12 protein-coding genes are annotated in these 23,887 nt (G+C 65.7%); 8 read left to right on the top strand and 4 right to left on the bottom strand.

What is annotated here, in order from left to right:
- Nucleotides 1-25: 25 nt before the first annotated feature.
- Nucleotides 26-2,614, top strand: coding sequence for a phosphoenolpyruvate--protein phosphotransferase (gene ptsP / locus AC3EC3_RS05580; protein WP_488488632.1), 2,589 nt, complete (start codon nt 26-28; stop codon nt 2,612-2,614).
- Nucleotides 2,611-4,344 carry an N-acetylglucosamine-specific PTS transporter subunit IIBC gene (gene nagE, locus AC3EC3_RS05575; RefSeq protein ID WP_488488631.1) on the top strand — a complete coding sequence of 578 codons (1,734 nt, stop codon included), beginning with the start codon at nt 2,611-2,613 and terminating at the stop codon, nt 4,342-4,344. The genes ptsP and nagE overlap by 4 nt, the downstream gene beginning before the upstream one ends.
- A gap of 117 nt (nt 4,345-4,461) precedes the next feature.
- Here the strand turns inward: nagE and galA are convergent, their stop codons facing one another.
- The gene (galA, locus tag AC3EC3_RS05570; RefSeq protein WP_488488630.1) at nt 4,462-7,374 is read right to left on the bottom strand and encodes a beta-galactosidase GalA; all 2,913 of its coding nucleotides are present in this window, start codon (nt 7,372-7,374) and stop codon (nt 4,462-4,464) included.
- Complete coding sequence (locus tag AC3EC3_RS05565) at nt 7,374-8,111, bottom strand: GntR family transcriptional regulator (RefSeq protein WP_260923270.1); 738 nt, start codon at nt 8,109-8,111, stop codon at nt 7,374-7,376. Before AC3EC3_RS05565 ends, galA begins: the two co-directional genes overlap by 1 nt.
- Nucleotides 8,112-8,309: 198 nt before the next feature.
- Between AC3EC3_RS05565 and AC3EC3_RS05560 the strand changes: the two genes are divergently transcribed.
- The 6 genes from AC3EC3_RS05560 (at nt 8,310) to AC3EC3_RS05535 (ending at nt 21,797) form a co-directional block, all read left to right on the top strand.
- Complete coding sequence (locus AC3EC3_RS05560) at nt 8,310-10,724, top strand: beta-N-acetylhexosaminidase (protein ID WP_488488629.1); 2,415 nt, start codon at nt 8,310-8,312, stop codon at nt 10,722-10,724.
- Between the two features lie 11 nt (nt 10,725-10,735).
- Nucleotides 10,736-13,345: a beta-mannosidase gene (locus tag AC3EC3_RS05555; protein ID WP_488488628.1), complete on the top strand. Its 2,610-nt coding sequence runs from the start codon at nt 10,736-10,738 to the stop codon at nt 13,343-13,345.
- 19 nt (nt 13,346-13,364) lie between these two features.
- Nucleotides 13,365-15,971, top strand: coding sequence for a glycoside hydrolase family 3 C-terminal domain-containing protein (locus tag AC3EC3_RS05550; RefSeq protein WP_488488627.1), 2,607 nt, complete (start codon nt 13,365-13,367; stop codon nt 15,969-15,971).
- Between the two features lie 35 nt (nt 15,972-16,006).
- On the top strand, nt 16,007-17,458 hold the full coding sequence (locus AC3EC3_RS05545) for a glycoside hydrolase family 125 protein (RefSeq protein WP_488489210.1): 1,452 nt from the start codon (nt 16,007-16,009) through the stop codon (nt 17,456-17,458).
- Nucleotides 17,459-17,497: 39 nt separating this feature from the next.
- On the top strand, nt 17,498-19,429 hold the full coding sequence (locus AC3EC3_RS05540) for an alpha-L-fucosidase (protein WP_488488626.1): 1,932 nt from the start codon (nt 17,498-17,500) through the stop codon (nt 19,427-19,429).
- A gap of 172 nt (nt 19,430-19,601) precedes the next feature.
- Nucleotides 19,602-21,797, top strand: coding sequence for an ATP-binding protein (locus tag AC3EC3_RS05535; RefSeq protein WP_488488625.1), 2,196 nt, complete (start codon nt 19,602-19,604; stop codon nt 21,795-21,797).
- A 9-nt stretch (nt 21,798-21,806) separates the two neighbouring features.
- Here AC3EC3_RS05535 and AC3EC3_RS05530 read toward each other — a convergent pair whose 3' ends face one another.
- Nucleotides 21,807-23,180 carry a sensor histidine kinase gene (locus AC3EC3_RS05530; RefSeq protein ID WP_488488624.1) on the bottom strand — a complete coding sequence of 458 codons (1,374 nt, stop codon included), beginning with the start codon at nt 23,178-23,180 and terminating at the stop codon, nt 21,807-21,809.
- Entirely contained in the window at nt 23,177-23,854 is a 678-nt protein-coding gene (locus AC3EC3_RS05525; RefSeq protein ID WP_260923255.1) for a response regulator transcription factor, read from the bottom strand. The genes AC3EC3_RS05530 and AC3EC3_RS05525 overlap by 4 nt, the downstream gene beginning before the upstream one ends.
- Nucleotides 23,855-23,887: the final 33 nt, after the last annotated feature.

Below are 23,887 nucleotides of genomic sequence, written 5' to 3'. Positions count from 1 at the left end.
CCTTTTTCGGAGACCTGCAACGATCATGCCCGCCTCCACCGCCCCGACCACACAACACGCAACGGACGGGGCCGGAGGCCAGCCGATCCGTATCGTCTCTCCACTCCAAGGCTGGCTTGGCCCGCTGGATGAGCTTCCCGATCCGGTCTTCGCCGGTCGCGCACTGGGTGATGGCGTGGCCATCGATCCGACCGGTGACACGCTGCACGCCCCGTGCGACGGCGAGATCGCCTCGGTCGCCACCACGGGTCATGCGGTAACGCTGCGCCTGTCGGAAGGCGCCGAACTGCTGATGCATCTTGGCATCGATACTGTCGCCATGGGCGGCAGGGGGTTCGAGCCTCTCGTCAAGGCGGGGCAGAGGGTACGCGCAGGCGATCCGCTGGTGCGGTTTGATCTCGATACCGTGGTGTGCAGCGCAATCAGCGCGATGACGCCGGTTCTCCTGCTGGAAAGCGACAGTTTCGCGGCGGGGGATCTGCGTGCTGCCGGACCGGTGATGGTTGGCGATGCGATCATGACGCTTCACGCTGCCGGTGCTCCGGTCGCTGCGCCTGCGGTGGACATTGAGGGCGAGGAAATCGACCGCCGTGTCACCGTGCCGCTGCGACACGGCATACATGCGCGTCCTGCTGCGCGCCTGCGCCAGACGGCAGGCCAGTTCGATGCCGTGGTCCGCATGGAGAAGGGCAACAAGGCGGCCAGCCTGCGCAGTCCTGTCGCGATGCTGGCGCTGGGCGTGCGGCTGTGGGATGAGATCACGCTCCATGCACGCGGCCTTCAGGCCGTTGCCGCGCTCGATGCGCTGGAGGAGCTGATCGCCAGCGGCATGGGCGAACTGGCCAATCCGGGCGAGACGCCGCCAGCACTGGTTGCGACCGTCGCCGAGGCTGCGCCGAAGGTTGCGGCGGTCACGAGCTTGCCGGACGATGGTGTGCTGCGTGGTGTCAGTGCGGCTCCGGGCATCGCGGTGGGCCGTGTGGTTCATCACCGCCTTGCCGATATTCCGGTTGCCGAAAGTTCTGGCGATGTGGTTGCAGAGCGTGCGGCGCTTGACGGCGCCCTGTCGCGCCTTGCCGCCGTGATCGCAGGCGAGAGCGCCCATGCAGATCCCCGCGCGGCCAGCATTCTGGCCGCCCATGCTGCGATGCTGGAGGACGAGGATCTGCGCCTCGCCGCGCACGAAGCCATCGGGCAGGGCGCGAGTGCCGGAGCGGGCTGGAAAGCGGCCATCGGCCCGCAGGCGGAAGCGCTTGCGAAGTCGGGCGATGCGCGCCTTGCCGAACGCGCCGACGATATGCGCGATCTGGAGCGCCGGGTTCTGGCCGAACTGGCGGGAATCGAGGAGCGCGCGATGGACCTTCCCGAAGGCGCCGTGCTTGTCGCCGAAGACCTGCTGCCCTCGCAACTGATGTCGCTCGATACTGCGCGGCTTGCGGGTATCGCGCTGGTTCATGGTGGCCCGACCTCGCACGTTGCCATTCTGGCAGGCGGCATGGGCGTGCCGATGGTCGTGGCGATGGGGCCGGTGCTCAGGACGCTGGACGAGGGCTCCGAAGTCGTCGTCGATGCGGCCTCGGCAGCATTCGAGGCGCGTCCCGATGCCGCCCGTATCGCCGCTGTGCGCGATCGTCTTGCGGTGCTGGCCACCCGTCGCGCTGCCGCGCGCGAGGCCACCGCGCCCTGCACGACGAAGGACGGCACCCGGATCGAGGTGTTCGCCAACACCGGTTCGCGCGAGGATGCCGAACTGGCGGTTGCCAACGGTGCCGAAGGCTGCGGTTTGCTGCGCAGCGAATTCCTGTTCCTTGACCGGCCCGCCGCGCCCGATGTGGAAGAGCAGACCGCCAGCTATCAGGCGATTGCCGATGCGCTGGAAGGCCGTCCGCTGATCGTGCGCCTGCTTGACATCGGCGGCGACAAGCCTGCCTCCTATCTGCCGATCACCGGCGAGGAGAACCCGGCGCTGGGCCTTCGCGGCATTCGCGTGGGCTTTGCCTACCCCGATATGCTGGAGGCACAGGTCGAGGCGATTGCCCGCGTCCTGCCGGTCGGTCGCTGCAAGATCATGATCCCGATGATCGCCAGCCTGTCTGAACTGCGTGCGGTGCGCGAGGTTCTCGACCGGGTGAGCGCGCGTCTGGGCCTGACCGAGCGTGTGGAACTGGGCATCATGGTCGAGACGCCGGCCGCTGCGGTTTCCGCCGATATTCTGGCGCGTGAGGCGGATTTCCTGTCGATCGGCACCAATGACCTGACGCAATATGCGCTGGCGATGGATCGCGGGAATGCTGCCGTCGCCGCCTCGCTCGACGGGCTCCATCCCGCCGTGTTGCGCATGATCGCACAGACTTGCGTGGGCGGGGCAAAGCACGGGCGCTGGACCGGCGTCTGCGGCTCGCTCGCCTCCGATCCGGTTGCGGTGCCGCTGCTGCTGGGGCTTGGCGTTACCGAGCTTTCGGCAAGCGCCGCGCTTGTCACCGATATCAAGGCGCTGGTCGGCACGCTCGATCTCGACGCCTGCCGTGCGCTGGCGGAGCGCGCGCTCGAATGCAGCTCGGCTGCCGAAGTGCGCAACCTTGTCGCTGCTTTCCAGGGGGAGAACGAGGCATGAGCAAGCCCAATTTCCGTGCCATCGTCGAGACGCTGCAGCCACTTGGCCGCGCACTCATGCTACCCATCGCGGTCCTGCCGGTGGCAGGTCTCCTGCTGCGTCTCGGTCAGCCCGACCTGCTGAATATCGCGCTGCTGAGCGCGGCGGGCGATGCGCTGTTCTCGCACCTTGGCCTGCTGTTCGCGATCGGTGTCGCCACCGGCTATGCCAAGGATGGCAACGGTGCGGCGTGTCTTGCCGGGATCGTCTGCTTCCTCGTTTCGACCGAAGGCGCCAAGATCCTGATGCCGGTGCCATCGGGCATCGATCCGACGCTCACCGGCGATACGCTGGCAGCGATGGTCGCGGCGGCCAAGGCGCAGGGCATCGCCAAGCTGGACGTGCCCATGGGGATCATCTCCGGGCTTGTCGGCGGCAAGTTCTACAACCGCTTTTCGGCCTTCAAGCTGCCCGAATATCTGGCGTTCTTCGGTGGACGACGCTTCGTGCCGATCGTCTCGGGCGTGGCGGGACTGGTGCTGGCGGCGCTCGTCGGCTTTGCCTTTGCGCCGATCTCCGACGGGGTGAACTCGCTGAGCCTTGGTATTGCCGATCTGGGTGGCGCCGGGTTCTTCGTGTTCGGTGTGGTGAACCGCCTGCTGCTCGTCACCGGCCTGCACCACGTCTTCAACAACCTGTTCTGGTTCGTGCTGGGCGACTATCACGGCGCACACGGTGATATCCGCCGCTTCTTTGCAGGCGATCCCACTGCCGGGGGTTTCATGACCGGCATGTTCCCGGTGATGATGTTCGGCCTGCCTGCGGCATGCTTTGCGATGTATCGCACTGCCAAGCCGGAGCGCCGCAAGGCGGTGGGCGGTATGCTGCTCAGCCTTGCGCTCACCTCGATGCTGACCGGCGTGACCGAGCCGATCGAGTTCACCTTCATGTTCCTGGCGCCCCTGCTTTACGCGATCCATGCGGTGCTGACGGGTATCTCGATGTGGCTGATGCCTGCGCTCGGCGTGCATCTGGGCTTCAGCTTCTCGGCAGGGCTGTTCGACTATGTGCTGAACTTCGGCAAGGCGACCCGCCCGCTGATGCTGCTGCCGGTCGGTCTGGTCTATTTCGTGGTCTATTACGGCGTCTTCAGCTTCGCGATCCGTAAGCTCGACCTCAAGACGCCAGGGCGCGAGGACGATCCGGTGGGCGAAGAGATCGCCGACAGTTCCGACCCGTCGCAGCGCGGCGCGGCCTATCTCGCGGCCCTTGGCGGCGCGGCGAACCTCGAAAGCGTTTCGGCCTGCACCACACGCCTGCGCCTGATTGTTGCCAGCCAGTCTGCGGTTGACGATGCCCGTCTCAAGGCGCTGGGCGCGCGCGGACTGGTGCGCCCTTCCGACAAGGCGCTGCAGGTGATTCTGGGGCCGGTCGCGGATATCGTCTCGGTGGAGATCCGCGAGGCCATGGGGCGCCCGGTGGTCGTGGTTTCGGCCGAAGTCGCAGCGCCCACATCCGCTACGGCAGCGGCAGAAGTGAGCCTGCCCGACGATCTGCTGGCAGCGCTGGGTGGTGCCTCGAATGTCCGTTCGGCCACGCGCCATGGCAACCGTCTGCGCGTGGGCGTGGCCGATGGTGAGCGCGTGAAGGGCGACCTTTCGGCGCTGGGAGTGCGCAGCATCGCCAGACCGTCGAACGACTGGCTGCACCTCGTGCTCGATCCCGCCGACATGAACCGTTTCAGCGCCTGACCTCTCCCGGCTCAGGCGATCTGAAGAAGGGCGGGCGCCTCCCCGGCTGGCCCGCCCTTCGTATATCCAAGGCATGAAAAAGCCCCGATGAGCCTGGTCTCGTCGGGGCTTTTTTCTTCAGGCCGTCAAGGAAACGGGACCGGTGAGGCCCGATGGCGTATCGGCTTCGGCCTGTACCAGCACTAGCAACTTGCGTGCATTTGGGCCTGCCGGAACCTGTGCATCGAGCGGCGCCGCCGCGCTTTGGGCCTTGGTGGCGATCTTCTGCCCGTCGAGCCAGACTTCGGCGCGGCCGGTGATCGAGGCGAAGTGCAGGGTGCCGCCTTGCGCGCCGATCTTGCGCCACGGCGTGAACGCCGTGCGATAGCCGCGCCAGCCAGCCGCACCCTTGGGGGCGGGTGTGCCTGCGTGGACGAAATCCCACGAGTTGTTGTCGCCATCCGCCGGCGCGATCGAGGGATCGGGATGCTGCGCGAACAGGGCGGAGCGGCGCCAGTCGGCCAGCATCATCTGCGAGGGGATCGCGGGCATCTGCGTGCGCACGGAACGGACCTCACGCGCGACCTGAAGACGGGCGGGCTTGAGATCATCCGCCTTGGCCGTCACGACGAGGCGCTGGGCGCTGGCATCGCCCTGCACGATAACTTGCGCAAGACCGTTGAACAGCGAGCGTTTCAGGCCCTTGCCGCTTTCGTGACAGTTCGGATCGCCGTTGCCCACACCGATCACGCTGCCGCCGGAGACAGTAAAATCGGCCATCGCATTGACCGTGGGGACATGGCGCCCCTTGGCATCGACTGCATCGACCGTCACCATCGTCATGTCCTCGCCATCGCTGGCGAGCGCGGTGCGCGAAGGCGTGAGGCGCAGGGCCACGGCCGGGCCAACGGTTTCATGCACTGCGCGGGCAACGACCTTGCCGCCGTTCAGCGCGATCGCCTCGATGCGTCCCGGTTCATACGGTACCTTGAAGGTATGCCCCATGATCCGGTCGGCCTTGGCGACGGTCTCGACCAGCTTGCCGTTGAGGCGCAGTTCCAGAGCCTCGGCATTCGAGATCGCGAAGACTTCCAGCAGCTTGCCTTCGTGGCCCGGCCAGGTCCAGTGCGGCGCCAGCCAGACCATCGGCGCATCCTCGCGCCAGTGGGCGGAGCGGATGCCGAACGCGGTCTTGGGGAAACCGCACAGGTCCAGAATGCCGAAGAAGCTGCTGACCGCGGGCCAAGCGTAAGGGGTAGGTTCGCCGTGATAGTCGAACCCGGTCCAGGCAAAGCCGCCCGCAATGAACGGGCGCGCGGCGATTTCCCGCCAGGTTTCGCGGTGCGTGGCGCCCCACGATGCGGCTTCCTTGTCCAGCGAGGTGACGACATGCGCTGCCGGTACGCTGGCGAAGGCGCCGCGCGTCTCGTAGGCGCTGGTGTCCTCGGAGCTGGTCAGCAGCCGCTCCGGGTACATCGCGTGGACCTTGTCGTAGTCCGCCTGATAGTAGTTGAACCCCATGACATCGAGCACGCCGCCGACATTCTCGGGATTGTAGAACGAGCCGTTCATTGCGCCGGTGACGGGCCGCTCGGTATCCAGCTTGCGCACGGCGGCGCGCATTCGGCGCACCATCTCGACACCGGCATGGGTGCCCTGCATCGGCTCTTCGTTGAACACCGACCACATAATGATCGAGGGGTGATTGCGATCGCGCCGCACCATCCATTGGAGCTGCGCCATGTAATCGGGCGCCGGATCGAACAGGCGGTTCTCCGCCATGACGAGGAACCCGAGGCGGTCGCACCAGTCGAGCAGTTCTGCCGCAGCGGCGTTGTGCGACATGCGGATGGCATTGCAGCCCATCGCTTTCAGGCGCTGGAGCCGCCAGTACATCAGCGCATCGGGCACCGCGACGCCGACGCCCGCATGGTCCTGATGCAGACACACGCCTTTCAGCTTTACCGGTTTGCCGTTGAGTAGGAAGCCTTCGTTCGCATCGAAGCGCTGGGTGCGGAAGCCTACCGCGACACGGCGGCTGTCCACGACTTTGCCGTCCCGCTGAAGATCGACCTCTACGGTATAGAGCACGGGCTCATCGGGCGACCACAGGCGGACCCCACCGGGGGTGAGTGTCAGCGTGGCCTGCGTGCTTTCCAGAACCGGAACGCTGGCTGATGCGCTGCCATCGGTGACGGGCTTGCCCTCGGGATCGAGCAGGCGCGCGTGGACAGAAGCGTCGGCGGAGGCGGTCTCGATGTTCTCCAGCGCCACGCTGACAGGCACTGTCCATGCGCCGTCCTGCTGAACCGGGTGGCAATGGACGCCGTCCGTCGCGATCGAAACCGGCGCGCGGCTTACCAGCCAGACGTGGCGATACAGCCCTGCGCCCTCGTACCACCAGCCTTCGCGGGCGGTGGCGTCCACGCGGACGGCGATCCAGTTGAGATCGTCGCCATAACGCGCGAACGGCGTCAGATCGACGATGGTGCCGGTATAGCCCGACCACGAATGCGCGACTTCGCTGCCGTTGACCCAGACGGTCGCATGCGTCGCGATCCCGTCAAAATGGAGTTCGAGCTTGCGACCCTTCTGCGCCGGATCGAGCTTCAACAGGCGCCGATACCAGCCGATTCCGCGCGGTCGATAGCCCTCGGAGACGTTGGCGCTTTCAGTGACGTCCTGAAAGCTGGCCCAGTCATGGGGAAGCGTGACCTCCTGCCAGTCCGAATCGTCGAATGCGAAGGAGGCGGCGCCCGTGGCGTTTCCGGCCTTTACCGAAAGGTACGTGGCGTTGTGGTCAGCCGGTTCGGGGAACGGCACGTCGCCTTCGTGGAAGCGCCAGCCGTGCTCCATCAGCGTGCGCGATGGGTCGCTTTCGGGCAGGCGCGGCGTGGCGCCGGGGGCGGGCGGCGGCATCGGCAGGCCGTCCGCCTCGCCGGGACCGAAAGGTGCCGTCTTCGCCGCCTGCGCGGGGGAGACAAGTTCGCCTGCGAAGGCCAGCGTGGCGCCAAGCTGGGCGCCGCCGAGAAGAACCGAGCGCCGCTTCATCACATGTCCGTCAGTTCGGCGACGAAATCATACGAATCGCCGCGATAGTAGGAGCGGGTGAATTCCACCGCGCGGCCATCGCGCAGGAACCCGTGGCGTTCGATCAGGAGCCCTGCATGACCGGTATCGACACCGAGGCGGCGCGCCTGTTCGCCGCCGAAGGGCACGGCACGAAGACGTTGCAGGGCGCGCACTGGGCGATGTCCCGCCTTGTCGAGCGCGGCATAGAGCGAATCGTCGACCGCATCGACGCTGGGGAGGCAGAAGCTGGCGAGTGTCGAGTATTCGAGCGCCAGCGGCACATCGTCGGCATAGCGGATACGCGTGAAGCGCAAGACAGTGCTGCCGGGCGCAAGGCCCAGAGCCATCGCCTCGTCCGGGCCGACCGGACCGCTGCTGCGCGAGACCCAGCTGCTGGAGGCCAGGCGCCCGCGTGCGGCCATGTCTTCGCTGAACGAGGTGAGCTTGGAGAAGCTCTTTTCCACGCGCGAGGCCACGAACGTACCGGCCCCCCGCCGGCGCGTCAGCATGCCTTCCTCGACCAGACCGCCGATCGCCTTGCGCACGGTGATGCGCGAGACTTCGTACTCGGCGGCAAGGTCGCGCTCGGGCGGAATCGCCTCTCCCTGCTGGAGCACGGCGCCAGCGATGGCGTCCCGGATCAGTTGCTGAAGCTGCAGGTAGAGCGGTGCCGCATTGTCAGCGCGCAACGACCCGATACGGTCGGAAAATGCCATGTTACCTCTTTCGCACCCCTTGAACGGGAACAAAGGCTTACATTGGTCATGCGGGTGGTGCAATCGTACCGTTTTGTGCACTCGGACTTTCGGTTTATTCGCACGGGCTGCCGATCTTGTGTAATACCTGTTGTCTCAAAGGACATATTTTGGTTACACCTTGTGCCAGAAACCAATCAGGTCAGGGACGGGCGGGACATGACACAAGGGGCGATTGCCGGTTTCGGCAGCAAAGGCGCGCGCAGGCTGGCACTTCTGGCCGGGGCGGCGCTGTCGGTAGTGAGTTGTGGCACGGCCTTCGCAAAGCCCGCCCCGGCCGGGCAGGTTCTGCCGCTGGTGCCTTATCCGGCTTCGGTCGAAGGGTCATCGGGTGTGCTGACGCTGACGTCGGGCACGGTGCTGCAAGTCCCTGAGGGGGATCATGAGGCAAAGACCGCTGCGCAGCTGCTCGCCGACCGCGCAAAATCGGAGCGCGGGCTGACGTTCGTTGTTTCTGAAAATTCGACCGGCAAGGTCCGTTTCGTGCGCGATCCCGCGATCAAGGGGGCGGAAGCCTATCGCCTGACCGTGACGCCGCAGGGCGCGATCATCGCGGCTTCGGGTGCGCAGGGGCTGGTCTATGGCGCGATGACGCTCGATCAGTTGCTGGGCAGCGGCGATGGGGCGCCGGCGCGGGTTCCCTCGGTCGTCATCAACGATGCTCCGCGCTTTGGCTGGCGTGGCCTGATGATCGATACGGCGCGCCATTTCCAGCCGATCGAATCGCTCTATGCCGTGGTCGATCAGATGGTCGACGTGAAGCTTAACGTGCTGCACCTGCATCTGACCGACGATCAGGGCTGGCGTTTCGAGGTGAAGCGCTACCCGAAGCTCACCGAGGTTGGCGCATGGCGCAACGGCTCGGACAGTGGCCATGGCGAAGGCCCGCGCACCGGCGGGTTCTACACGCAGGATCAGTTGAAGGCGCTGGTCGCCTACGCGGCGGATCGCGGCATCACGATCCTGCCCGAGATCGACCTGCCGGGTCACGCGCAGGCGCTGGTCGCGGCTTATCCCGAACTCGGCATCCTGCAATCGCCAACGCAGGTCTCGCACGACTGGGGCATCAATCCCTACCTGTTCAATCCCGGCCCCAAGGGCATGGAGTTCGTCGAGAACGTGCTCGATGAACTGATGGCGGTATTCCCTTCCACCTTCATCCACCTTGGCGGAGACGAGGCGGTCAAGGACCAGTGGGAGCGCTCGCCCGCTGTGCAGGCGCAGATGCGCGCGCTCGGCATCAAGACCGAGAACGCCATGCAGAGCTGGATGATCGAGCAGCTTGGCCAGTATCTGGCGAAGCATGACCGTCGCCTGATCGGCTGGGACGAGATCCTCGAAGGCGGGGTGCCGCCGTCTGCCTCGGTGATGAGCTGGCGCGGCGAGCAGGGCGCGATCGATGCCGCCAACGCCGGGCACGACGTGGTGCTTTCGCCATCGCCCAACCTCTATTTCGACAACCGCCAGTCGACGCTGGGGGATGGCCCGGCCGGGCGCGGCTTCGTCCAGACGCTGGAGAGCGTCTATCGCTACGACCCGATGCCCAAGGGGATCGATCCGGCGAAGGCGGGGCACGTCATGGGCGTGCAGGCCAATGCCTGGAGCGAGTATCTAGTCACGCCCTGGCAGATGCAGCACAAGCTGTTCCCGCGCGCAGGCGCCATTGCCGAAGACGGCTGGTCGTCGAAAGTCGAGGGCGCCAAGGACTATCCCGGCTTCCTTGCAAGGCTGGAGCCGCAGATCCGCCGCTGGAAGCAGGCGGGCGTCGAAGTGGCCGACAGCGCTTTCGCCGTGACATTCGCGACCACCCAGTCGCGCGGTGTTGCGCTGGGCGCCGCAAAGGTCGGCGTGACGCTGGCGACGCAGGCGCCGTTCGGGGCGATCCGCTATACGCTCGACGGGACGGCGCCGACCGCGAAGTCGAAGCTCTATGTCGGCGCGCTTTCGGTGAAGTCCGGCCTCGTCGTGACCGCCGGCAGCTTTGCACCCGATGGCGCGATGCTGGCGGCGCCGCGCCGTTTCGATACCTCTCGCGAGGCGCTGCTGACGACCCCGAACGGCCAGCTTGCGGCCTGTCCAGGCCAGTCGCTGTGGTTGCGCTTGCCGCTCGATGCCGATGCGACGACGAACGGCCCGGCTTACAACATCAATATCTTCGACCCGTGTCAGGCTGACGATCATGCACCGCTGGCTCATGCAAAGGCGGTGACGGTCTCGATCGCGCGCATTCCGCGCAACTTCGGGCTGGCGCACGATGTGTGGACGCAAGCGACGCACTATCCCACCAGCGCCCATGGCGAACTGATCGCTTCGCTCGGTTGCAAAGAGGCCGCGGAGGCCAACGCCAAGGATCCGAAGGCCGCGCACCACGATCCGCTGCCCGGCGCGAAAGTGCTGGCCAGCTGGGCTCTGCCCGATCCGAAGATCGCGCCGCAGCGGTTCGATGTTCATGCCGTCCTGCCTGCCGATCTGGCGATGCAGGACGAAAGCAATGTGTGCTTCCAGTTCACCTCGCCACTCTCCGATCCGCTCTATTCGGTCGAGAAGGTGGTGTGGTCGGAGCAGGGGCAATGAAGGGGGACACGATGAAGGGTATCGTTGCACTGACAGCTCTGGCACTGGCCGGAACCGCTCAAGTTGCGCTAGCAGGCGCGCCGACGCAGGCCTCGCTCGACGAAGGCTGGACCGCGCGCATCGCCCCGGCTGACGCTGCCACCGCCAAGGCGCACCCGAAGGAAGCACGCTGGTTTCCGGTGCGCGTGCCGGGTGAGATCCAGCGCACGCTGGTGGAAAGCAAGCGCGTGCCCGATCCCTACATCGGCACCAATGAAGCCGCGATCCAGTGGGCAGGTCTCACCGGCTGGGACATGCGTCGTACGCTTCAGGTGACGCCGCAGATGCTCTCGCGCGGGCACCTCGATCTGGTGTTCGACGGGCTCGATACGTTCGCCACCGTCACCGTCAACGGGCACGAGGTGCTGACCGCCGATAACGCGCATCGCCGCTGGCGGGTGGATGCGAAGCCGTGGCTGAAGGCCGGCGCCAACGAGATCGCGGTGCATTTCGATTCGCCGATCCGCAAGCTCCAGCCGATGGTGCTGGCCGAAGCGCATCCGCTGCCCGGCGAGTACGACAGCGCCTTTGGCGACGAGCCCAAGGGCAAGCAGACCTCACCCTATATCCGCAAGCCGAAGTACGATTACGGCTGGGACTGGGGCCCGCGCATCGTCAACACCGGCATCTGGCAGCATGTTCGCCTTGAGGCATGGGACGATGCCCGTCTCGCCGGGTTTGAAGTGACGCAGACGGCGCTGAACGATGCAGAGGCGATGCTGAGCGCGCGCTTCCATGTGGTGGCCGACAAGCCGGGCCGCATGACGCTGCGCGCCAACGTTACCGGGCCTGACGGCCAGGCTCTGGCTCCGGTCGAGCGCACCGTTTCGGTGGGCGCGGGCACGACCGAGATCGACCTTCCGCTGAGCATCGACCATCCGCGCCAGTGGTGGCCGGCAGGCTATGGCGATCAGCCGCTCTACAATGTCGCAGGCGCCATCGCCGACGGCGCAGGCGCGGGTGCGACGGCGGATCGCACCGTGGGCCTGCGGACCGTCGAGCTGATCCGCGGTGGCGGCGCGATGGGCTTCAAGGTTAATGGCGTGCCGATCTTCGCCAAGGGCTCGAACTTGATCCCCTTCGACATGTTCCCCAGCCGTGTGACCGAAGCGACGATGACTTCGCTGCTCACCGACGCGCGCGAGGCGAACATGAACATGATCCGCGTCTGGGGCGGCGGTACGTATCTGGACGATGCGTTTTATGACGCGGCGGACAGGCTGGGGCTGATGGTCTGGCAGGACTTCATGTTCGGCGGTTCGGTCACGCCGCCCGATGCGGCCTATCGAGAGAACGTGCGCGTCGAGGCACAGCAGCAGGTCGAGCGGCTGGGTTCGCACCCTTCCATCGTGCTGTGGGCAGGCGGCAACGAAGTGCTTTCCGGCTGGGAGAACTGGAGCGACCGCAAGGCGTTCAAGAAGGCGGTCGGCCCCGACGAGCAGGAGCGGATCGCGACGGCGATGACGGTGCTGTTCGACCGCGTGCTGCGCGAGGCCGTGGTGCAGCATTCGCCGGGCACACCGTACTGGCCCGGCTCGCCCTCGAACGATTACGACGGCCCAACCGACACCGATGCGGGCGGCGACCGCCACTTCTGGGATGTATGGTCGGGCTCGAAGCCGGTCGAGAACTACACCGCCTCGTGCCCGCGCTTCATGTCGGAGTTCGGCTTCCAGGCGATGCCGGTCATGGCGACGATCAACGATTTCGCAGGCAAGGGACCGTTCACGCCGGAAAGCCCGGTGATGAAGGCGCACCAGAAGTTCCTGGCGGGCGAGGGCAATGCGCGTCTCCAGTTCTATCTCGATGCGCGCCTGCGTCCGGCGAAGGACTTCGCCGATTTCGTGTACCTGACGCAGGTCAACCAGATGCAGGCCATCGAACTGGCCGCACGCCATCACCGCGCTTGCGAGCCGGTGACGATGGGCTCGCTCTACTGGCAGCTGAACGACGTGTGGCCCTCGATCTCGTGGGCGAGCATCGATCACTACGGGCGCTGGAAGCTGCTGCAATACGCCGCCAAGCGCTTCTTCGCACCGCAGATCGTTACGGCGGAGCACAAGGACGCCTCGACGCACGTCACGCTGGTATCGGACGCGACGGCGCCGGTCGCGGCGCAGTGGTCGCTCACCGGCTATGCGATGGACGGCACGAAGCTGGGGCAGGCTGGCGGCGACGTCACGCTGGCCCCGACGACGGCGACGACGGGCGCCGATGTGCCCGATGTGCCCGATGCACAAGTGTTCGGCACGGCGGCGTCGAGCGCTTCTTATGCCGTGGCGGAACTGACCGTGGGCGGTAAGCTGGTCTCGCGCCAGATTGTCGAGCGTGAGCTGCCCAAGGCGATGGTCTATCCGGCGCCGCAGGTTGCGGTGTCTTGGGACGGTGACACGGTGACGCTGCGCGCGGCCAAGCTGGCGCGCGCGGTGATGCTGGACTTCGGTTCGGTCGATGCCCACGCCGCCGACAACGGCTTCGACCTGCTGCCGGGAGAGAGCCGTTCCATCCAGATCACTTCTAAGGCCGGTGGGACCGCGCTGCGCAAGGCGCTGGTGGTTCGCACACTGGCGGGAGCACAGTAACGTGACCGTTCGTATGTCCATGCCCCACCTTCTCGCCACCGCTTCCGGCTTCGCTGTTATGACCCTTGCTTGCGTGCCCGCGCTGGCCGAGGAAGCGCCGACCGAAACCATCGCGCCTGCGGTGGTCTCGGCTGTCACGAAGGCCAGCCTCGACCAGAAGGCGGCGCAGCTCCAGAGCACTGCGCCTGCCGACAAGGCGATGGGCCTGCCTGCCTACGACTGGTGGAGCGAGGGGCTGCACGGCCTTGCCCGCAACGGCGTTGCCACCGTGTTCCCGCAGGCCATCGGCCTTGCCGCGACCTGGGACCCGGCGCTGATGGAGAAGGTCGGCACGGTCGTCTCGACCGAGGCGCGCGCCAAGTTCAACGCCAGGCCTGTCGATGCCGACCGGCGCATCTACGAAGGGCTGACGATCTGGTCGCCCAACATCAACATCTTCCGCGATCCGCGCTGGGGGCGTGGGCAGGAGACTTACGGCGAAGACCCGTTCCTGACGGGCAGCCTTGCGGTGGGCTTCATCGACGGGTTGCAGGGGCCGGACCTCGATCACCCGCGCGTGATCGCCACGGCCAAGCATCTGGTCGCGCACTCCGGCCCCGAGGCGGGGCGCGACAGCTTCGATGTCGATGCCAGCCCGCAGGACATGGAAGCGACGTTCCTGCCGGCGTTTCGCATGGCAGTGACGCAGGGGCATGTCCTCTCGTTGATGTGCTCGTACAACTCGATCCACGGCACGCCCGTCTGCGCCAGCGACCAGTTGCTGAACCAGACCGTGCGCAAAGACTGGGGCTTTACGGGCTTCGTCGTTTCCGACTGCGATGCGATCGGCAATATCTGGCAGTTCCACCATTATGCCTACGACAGCGCCGAGGCTTCGGCGGCGGGTATCAAGGGCGGTACGGACTTCAACTGCGGCACGGCTTATGCCGGTGTGCCCAAGGCGGTTTCGCGTGGGCTGCTGACCGAGGCACAAGTGAACACCGCACTGGAGCGCTCGCTGGAAGCGCGCTGGAAGCTGGGTATCGTCTATGGCGCGCCGAACCCGTGGGGCAAGATTTCGCCCAAGGCGATCAATACGCCTGCCGACCGCGCGCTGGCGCTGGAGGCCGCGCGCAAGGCCATCGTGCTGCTCCAGAACAAGGGCGGCGTGCTGCCGCTCAAGTCCAACGCGAAGCTGGCGGTGATCGGTGTCAATGCCGATGACCTGAGCGTGCTGGAGGGCAACTATCACGGCACCGCCGCCAATCCGGTGACGCCGCTCGACGGTATCCGCAAGCGCTTCGGCGCGGCGAACGTGACCTATGCGCAAGGCTCGGTGCTGGCCGAAGGCGCGCCGGTGGTGATGCCCGAGACGGCGCTCAGCGCGAACGGCAAGCCGGGCCTCGCCGCCGAGTACCGCGATGCGACGGGCAAGGTGGTTCTGGCCCGACAGGACCGCCGGGTGGACTTCAACTTCACCCGTACCGCGCCCGAAGGCCTCGACCCGCAGCGCTTCGATGCGCGCTGGACGGGGACATTCGTGCCGCCTGCCGCAGGAACCTACCGCCTCGCGCTCGATGCGCCGCAGTGCTGGAAGGACTGTCACCGCCACGACGACGTGCGCCTGTGGGTAGGCGGCAAGCAATTGCACGATGGTCCGCTCGACAAGCAGCGCGTGGAATTTACCGTCACCTCTGACGGCACGCCGCAGCCGATCCGGCTGGAGATGGACCACTACGGCGAGGATGAAGGCCTGCGCCTGATGTGGCTGCCGCCGGAAGGCGCGCTGGAAGCAGGCGCGCTCAGCGCCGCGAAGCAGGCCGATGCCGTTGTCGCCGTGCTCGGCCTCTCGCCCGATCTCGAAGGTGAGGCACTGCAGGTGCAGGTGCCCGGTTTCGTGGGCGGCGACCGCTCCGAGATCGAATTGCCCGAACCGCAGGCGAACCTGCTGAAAGCCCTGCGCGCCACTGGCAAGCCGGTGATCGTAGTGCTTTCCAGCGGCAGTGCCGTCTCGCTCGATCCCGAGATGGCCGATGCGGTGCTGGAAGCGTGGTATCCGGGCGAGGAGGGCGGCACCGCCGTCGCCGATACCCTGGTAGGGGCGAACAACCCCTCGGGCCGTCTGCCGGTGACGTTCTATCGCCACACCACCGATCTGCCCGCTTTCGTCGATTACGGCATGAAGGAGCGGACCTATCGCTACTTCACCGGCACGCCGCTTTGGCGCTTCGGCCATGGCCTGAGCTACACCGCGTTCGATTATCAGGGCGCGGCGGCAGGCTCGATCACGACCGGTTCGCCGGTGACAGTCAGCGTCACGCTCTCGAACACCGGTGCGCGCGCAGGCGAGGAGGTTGTGCAGGCCTATCTGGTGCCGCCGTCGGACGGGCATCAGCCGATGCTGACCGAACCGGTGCTCCAGCGCCAGCTTGCCGGTTTCACTCGCGTTCAGCTGGCGCCGGGCAAGTCTTCGAAGGTGGTGCTGACGCTCGATCCGCGCCGTATCTCGGTGGTCGACAGGCGCGGTATCCGCCGCGTGGTGCCGGGGGACTACAAGGTGTGGATCGGCGGCGGCCAGCCGGGTGACGGCGCGGGCCAGTGGGCCAGCTTCACCCTGACCGGAGAGGCGAAGGAGTTGCCGAAGTGACGTTTGAAAAAGGCAAAATTCAGCTCGATCGTCGCATGCTGGTGAAAGGCGCCGCGGCTCTCGCGACCGGCGCTCTGGCACCGACGCTGGCGGCCACGCAGGCCGCGGCAGACAGCTATACCAAGGATATCCCGATGCCGGTCGGTGGCGGGCGTCCGCTGCCGGCGAACCGCAGGTTCGTCAGCAAGGCGGTCGAGGCTGAGATCGAGCGCGTTTCGGTGAAGATCTCCGATCCCAAGCTGCGCACGATGTTCGTGGGCTGCTATCCCAACACGCTCGATACCACGGTCGAGATGGGTGAGGTGGACGGCAAGCCCGATGCCTTCGTCATCACCGGCGATATCCCGTGCCTGTGGCTGCGCGACAGCAGCGCGCAGGTCATGCCTTATCTGCACCTTGCCAAGGGCGACAAGGCGCTGACGCAGATGTTCCGGGGCCTGATTGCCCGCCAGTCGCGCTGCATCCTGATCGATCCTTACGCCAATGCCTTCATGAAGGATCCCACGGCGAAGACCAATCTGGGCTGGGCGCAAAAGGATCAGACGGCGATGAAGCCGGGCGTGGCCGAGCGCAAGTGGGAGATCGATTCGCTGTGCTATCCCACGCGCCTTGCCTTCCGCTACTGGCGCGCGACGGGGGACAAGACCCCGTTCGACAGCCTCTGGGCCGATGCCGCGCGCACGATCATCCGCACCTTCCGCGAGCAGCAGCGCAAGGACAGCGCCGGTCCCTACAGCTTCCAGCGCACCAGCAATCGCCCGACCGAGACGATGCAGCTCGACGGCTGGGGCGCGCCTTCGCGCTCCGTCGGCCTGATCCACTGCGGATTCCGCCCCTCGGACGATTCGTGCACCTATCCCTTCTTCATCCCCGCCAACCTCTTTGCAATGACGACCTTGCGCGAAATGGCCTATGTGGCCGAGGAAGCGCGCGGCGACGATGCGCTGGCCGCCGATGCCCGCCTGCTGGCGGACGAACTGGCAACGGCGCTGGGCCAGTGGGGCACCATGACGCTGCCCGATGGTCGCCGCGTCTGGGCCTATGAAGTCGATGGCTTCGGCAATGCGATGTTCATGGACGATGCCAATGTCCCCTCGCTGCTGGGTCTTGCCTTCCTCGATTGCGTGAAGCCCGACGATGCCCTGTGGCAGACCACGGCCGCCGCGGTCTGGTCCGACGCCAATCCCTACTTCTTCAAGGGCAAGGCGATGGAAGGCATCGGCGGACCGCATGTCGGCCTCGGGCAGGTCTGGCCGATGAGCCTGATCGTGCGAGCGCTGTCCACCGATGATCCGGCGCTGCTGCGCTCGCTGCTGCGCACCTTGCGCGATACCGATGCGAACACCGGCTTCATCCACGAGGCGGTGGACTGCAACGATCCCACGAAATTCACGCGGCCGTGGTTCGCCTGGGCCAACGGCCTGTTCGGTGAACTGATCGTCAAGCTGGTCGATACGCATCCCGATATCCTCGCCGCGCCGCTCTGACGCGCGCTGCCCGCCTCCGCTTTTCCTGAAGGACAGATCATGGATTTTTCTCGCCGCCGCTTCCTGACCGAAACCGCTGCTGCCGGTGCCGTAGCCGGCGCGCTTTCGGCGGCGCCCGCGAATGCCGCCGTTGCCGCGAATGCTCCCAAGCCGTGGGGGGCAACGCCCTCGGCGCGCCAGTGGAAGTGGCATCAGCGCGGCATGTATTCCTTTGTTCACTTCGCGATGAACACCTTCACCGACAAGGAATGGGGCTACGGTGACGAGAAGCCGGAGTGGTTCAATCCCACCGACTTCGATCCTGACCAGATCGTGGCGGCGGCGAAAGCGGCGGGCATGAAGGGGATCATCCTCACCGCCAAGCACCATGACGGTTTCTGTCTGTGGCAGACACAGACCACCGAACACTCGATCCGCAACAGCCCCTATAAGCAGGGCAAGGGCGATATCGTGCGCGAACTGGGCGATGCGACGCGCCGGGCGGGGCTGGACTATGGCCTCTACCTCAGCCCTTGGGATCGTAATCGCGCGGACTACGGCACGCCCGCCTACATCACCTATTACCGCACCCAGCTGACGGAGCTTTGCACGCGCTACGGCAAGCTGTTCGAAGTGTGGTTCGACGGTGCGAATGGGGGCGACGGCTACTATGGCGGCGCGCGCGAGGCACGGCATATCGATGCGCCCAAGTACTACAACTGGCCCTCGATCATCGAGATGGTACACAAGCTCCAGCCCGATGCCTGCACGTTCGATCCGCTGGGCGCGGACATCCGCTGGGTAGGCAACGAGAACGGCGTGGCGGGCGATCCCTGCTGGCCGACCATGCCGAACAAGCCTTACGAGCAGGGCGTCGGCAATGCGGGCCTTCGCGGGGGCGAACTGTGGTGGCCTGCCGAGACCGACGTCTCGATCCGACCCGGCTGGTTCTACCACGCCGACGAGGACTCCAAGGTCAAGAGCCCCGAGCGTCTGGTCCAGCTTTACGATGAATCCATCGGGCGCGGCACCAACCTCAATCTCAACCTGCCGCCGGATCGTCGTGGACGGATCGCCGATCAGGACGTGAAGATCCTCAAGTCCTTCGGCGATGCGATGCGCGCGACGCTCGCCAACGATCTGACCAGGGGCGCGGTCGCCCATGCCAGCGCCACGCGCGGTCGCGGTTTCGAAGCGGCGCAGGTGCTCGACGGGCGTCGCGAGACGTACTGGTCCACGCCCGATGCCGATCTCACGCCCACGCTCACGCTCGATCTGGCGCCGGGTATGCACTTCGACCTGATCCGCCTGCGCGAGTATCTGCCGCTGGGCGTGCGCGTCACCCGCTTTGCGGTCGAGGCCGAAGTCGATGGCGCGTGGCAGCGTCTGGCCGAAAAGGAATGCATCGGCGCGCAGCGGGTGATCCGCCTGCCGCAGAAAATCACCGCGCGCCGCGTGCGTCTGGTGGTGCTGGAGGCGCCCGCCTGTCCTGCGATCAGCGAGTTCGCCCTGTTTGCTGCCGTTGCACCGGTGCCGGTGCCCGCGATAGTCTCCAGCGATCCGACCGTGCTCGACACCAGCAAGTGGACGGTCGTCTCCGCCAGCGGGGAGGGCGCGGCAGTTCTGCTCGACAACGATGCAGCGACGATCTGGAAGCAGCCCGCGCCGACGCCAGGCCATCCGGTGCAGGTCGCGGTGGATCTTGGCGGCGATGTGGAACTGGCAGGCTTCAGCCTGACGCCGGGCCGTCAGGTCGATGCCCATGCCGTGCCGCCCAAGGGCTACGTCGCGGAAACCAGCATGGACGGCAAGACATGGGCAAAGCAGGGCGAGGGTGAGTTTTCGAACATCGCCTATGCGCTCTCGACCCAGCGCGTGGCGTTCGACAAGCCGGTCGAAGCGCGGTTCCTGCGGCTGACGTTCGCCGAAACGGCGCTCTCAGCACCAGTGCTGGCCATTGCCGGTATCGGCGGTTTTTCGGCGAGGCGCTGAGCGGCGGGAGGATCACAGGCCGGGTGCGCGTTGGAGAAATTCACCGACGCGCCCCTGGCCGGGAACAGGTCAGGCAGATCGCACGTTTCTGCCTGACCTCGCGGTAATTCCGTCGCGACGTCGGTTGCTTTGGGGGCAACACGTCTTGAGCTTTCCCTTTAGCCGCAGCCATATGAGCGGCCTGATTGCCTCCCACGACTGGGCAGGGACGCCGCTCGGCCCGATCTCGGACTGGTCTGCCTCGTTGCGTGCTGTCGTCGATCTCGTGCTGGCCTCCAAGGTGCCGATGGCGCTGATGATGGGCGCGCGCGGAACGATGATCTACAATGATCCCTACATCCCCATCGCCGGAGGGCGGCATCCCCAGTCGCTGGGGTCCAGTGTGCTGGACAGCTGGCCCGAGGTCGCCGCGTTCAATCAGGACATCATCGCGCGGGTGATCGCCGGAGAGGCGATCAGCTACGACGACCAGATGTTCCGGTTCGAACGCAATGGACAGCCCGAAGCGGTCTATCTCGATCTCGATTATTCCGCCGTTCGGGACGAACATGGCGAGGCGATCGGCGTGCTCGCCGTGCTGTATGAGACGACGGCAACCCATGAAGCGCGCGACGCGCTGGACCGGACCAGCGACAAGCTGGCGTTTCTAGATGCGTTGGGTCAGAAGGTGGCGGACTCCCGTGATGCGGACAGCATCCTGTCGATCACCACACGTATGACGGGAGAGCACCTCGCGCTATCGAACTGCGCCTATGCCGACATGGATGCCGATGAGGATGGTTTCACGATCCGGGGCAACTGGTTCGCGGACGGATCGCCATCGATACTGGGGCATTACAGCCTTTCCGATTTCGGTGCGCTTGCCGTTCGGGAGCTGCATGCGGGCCGTCCGCTGATCGTCAACGATAACTTGCGCGAACTGGCACCTCACGAAGCGGCGACATTCCAGGCGATCGGTATCGGAGCGACGATCTGCATGCCGCTGGTCAAGGGGGGGCGCCTGACCGCGTTGATGGCTATTCACACGAGCGGACCGCGCCAGTGGAATGACTACGATCTGGACGTGATCCGCGAAGTCACGCAGCGATCGTGGGCGCATGTTGAACGCGTCGGTGTAGAGGCCGATTTGCGCAAGGCGGCGGCGGCATTGCGCGAACTGAACGAATCGCTGGAACGTCGGGTGGAGGAGCGCTCCCGTCAGCTGTCGGAAGCGGAGGACGCCTTGCGGCAGGCACAGAAGATGGAAGCCGTTGGCCAGTTGACCGGCGGTCTGGCGCATGATTTCAACAATTTGCTGATGGGGCTGGGGGGCAGTCTCGAAATGATCCGCAGCCGGGTCGGTCAGGGGCGGACGGATGACCTCGACCGCTATTTCGTGGCTGCCGAAGGCGCGGTGGACAAGGCTGCTGCGCTGACGCACCGGCTGCTGGCCTTTGCGCGTCGCCAGACGCTTGATCCACTACCTACCGATATCGGCAAACTGATGGTGGATCTGGAGGATCTTGTCAGTCGCACGATGGGCCCGGCGATCAATGTCGGCTTCGAGCGCGGCGAATTGGGCTGGTTCGCCTTGATCGACCGTAACCAGCTTGAAAACGCAATTCTCAATCTGTGCATCAATGCCCGCGATGCCATGCCGGATGGAGGCGCGCTGACAGTCGTTACCGAGAACCGCTCGCTCGACGAGCCTACTGCCGGGGGTATGGGGCTGGTCGCTGGCGACTATATTGCCGTGTCGGTCAGCGATACCGGGGCCGGGATGTCGCCGGATATTGCGGCCAAGGCCTTCGATCCCTTTTTCACGACCAAGCCGCTGGGGCAGGGAACCGGATTGGGGCTTTCCATGATCTACGGTTTCGTGCGGCAGTCCGGGGGGCAGGTGGAGATCGTCAGCAAGCCGGGGCAGGGCGCGCGCATTACCATGTACCTGCCCCGCAGCGATGCGGTTGTGCCCGTGGATATCGACGAGACCGATGAGAGGAGCCCGTCGGATACCGATGGCCATGGGCAGGTGGTTCTTGTCGTCGATGATGAACCGATGATCCGCATGCTGATCGTCGAGGTGCTGGAAGACGAAGGCTTCACAGTGATAGAAGCCGCTGACGGGCCGAGTGCGGCGCAGCAACTGGAGCGTGCAGGCCGGCTGGATCTGCTTGTAACCGATGTTGGCTTGCCAAACGGGATGAACGGTCGTCAGGTGGCCGATCTGGCTCGCCAGACCCGGCCTTCGCTCAAGGTGCTGTTCATCACCGGTTATGCCGAGAATGTCGTTGCGGCGAATGGCCAGCTGGAGACAAACTCTGCAATTCTCACCAAGCCTTTCATGATCGAGGCGCTGGTTTCACGGGTCCACGAACTCGTCGCCTGAGAAAGCTCTTCAGGCCAGGGGAGGCAGGGTCAGCGTGACGCGCAGCCCCTTGCGGGGTTCTTGGGTGGCGCAGGAAAGCGACAGCGCAGCACCGTGGGCCTGCGCAATGGCGGCAACCATGCTGAGCCCAAGCCCTTCTCCGGCTGTGCGGGCCGAGGCATCGCCGCGATAGAACGGTTCGGTCGCGCGTTCGAGATGCTCGCCGTTGATGCCGGGACCATCGTCGAGGACTTCCAGCAACAGGCCGTTACGCAGTTCCGCCGAGAGCAGGACGTGACCTTTTTCCGGCACATACTTGAGGGCATTGTCGAGCAGGTTGCTTAGCAGCTGGAACATCAGATCGAGGTCCAGTGTCGCCACCAGAGGCCTGTGCGCGTTCAGCGCCAGGGTTATGCCACGGGCATCGGCTTCGGGCTGGTAAAGTTCGACAACGTCTTCCAGCAACTGCACGACATCGGTTGCCTGAAGGTGTAGCGGATGGCGTCCGCCTTCGAGGCGGGAGATGCGCAGCAGTGCCGCGAATATCTGGCGCAGGCGGTTGGCATCGTCGATCGCGGCCTCGATCGCGGCGCGCATCTCGTGATCGTCTCCCGCGCGCTGTTCGATGTCCTCCAGCTGCCCGACCAGCCGGGCAAGGGGTGTGCGCAGTTCGTGCGCGACATTGTCCGATACCCGGCGGGTGGATTCGAACAGGGTCTGGATGCGCGAGAGCATGAGGTTCAGCGTTTCGCCAAGGCGATCGAAATCGTCGTTCGTGCCGCGTACGCGGATGCGGCCCGAAAGGTCGCCGTCCATGACTTGCCGCGCGGCCTTGGTGACGGCTTCCAGTCGCTTGCCGATGGCGTGGCTCATCACCCAGCCTCCGCTCAGGCCCAGTACCATGGTGCCGCACAGGATCCAGAGAGCCGCCGTTTGCAGCATGTTCTGGTCGCGCACGATGTCATCGACGTCGCGCCCGACGAGCAGGCGCGTGCCGTCGGGCATCAGGATGTCGCGGGTGAGCGAGGAATAGTCGATCTCGAAGCCGTCGAGAAAATTGTCCGCCTCGATGATCGTGAAGCGGTCATTGCCGTGGGGCGGCCAACTGGGCAGATTGCTGGAGATGACGGTGCCGTCCGGCGCGAGCAGGGCGTGAAACGGCTTGCGCGTTCCGGCCTGATGATCGCGCCTCTCCAGCATCCGGGCGACAGGCTCCATGCCGGATTTCGCCAGTTCGGCGGCGTAGTGCTGGGCTTCGGTTTCTACCGCTGCGCGCTGTTCCTCCATCGGCATCGTGACGCGGAGCCAATAGCCCGCGCCCATGAGCAGGGCCATCGAGATGCACAGCATCCCGGCGTACGTCAGGGCCAGCCGGAATGACAGGCTACGCAGGATTCGCGTCATTCGGCGCGCATCACATAGCCGACGCCGCGTACGGTATGGATCAGCTGCGGTTCGTCATCGATCGTGAGCTTCTGGCGGACTTTGCTGATGTGCTGGTCTATCACGTTGGTCTGCGGATCGAAGTGGTAGTGCCACACGTTCTCCAGCAGCATCGAGCGGGTGACGACCCGGCCGGCATTACGCGCGAGATAGGCAACGATGCGCAGTTCGCGCAGGGTTAGCGCGATGGTGCGACCGCGCCGGGTTACCGTATGGGCCGCCAAGTCGATTTCGAGTTCGCCCACGCGCATCTGCATCGCGGGTTCGTTGACGCTGCTGCCGCGACGGGCAAGCACTTCGATACGCGCCAGCAGTTCAGACATCGCGAAGGGCTTGGTCATGTAATCGTCGGCACCGGCGCGCAGTCCTCGCACCCGTTCGTCGACATCACCGAGCGCGCTCAGCAGGAGAACCGGTGTGGCATCGTCCGTGGCGCGAAGGGCGGCAAGCAGCTTGAGGCCGTCGAGCGAGGGCAGCATCCTGTCGAGGATGATGACATCGAATGTCTCGCAGGTGGCGCGAACCAGTCCTTCGCGCCCGTCACCGCACCGTTCGGCGACGTGTCCCGCTTCGGCAAGGCCGGCGAGAATGTGGCGCGCAAGGCTGTCGTCATCTTCGACAAGCAGGATCTGCATGGCTAGGGCGGCGTATTCCTGAACGAGGGACCA

It is taken from the genome of Novosphingobium sp. BAM6, assembly GCF_057784955.1.
This window is presented reverse-complemented; position numbering and strand designations above follow the sequence as displayed.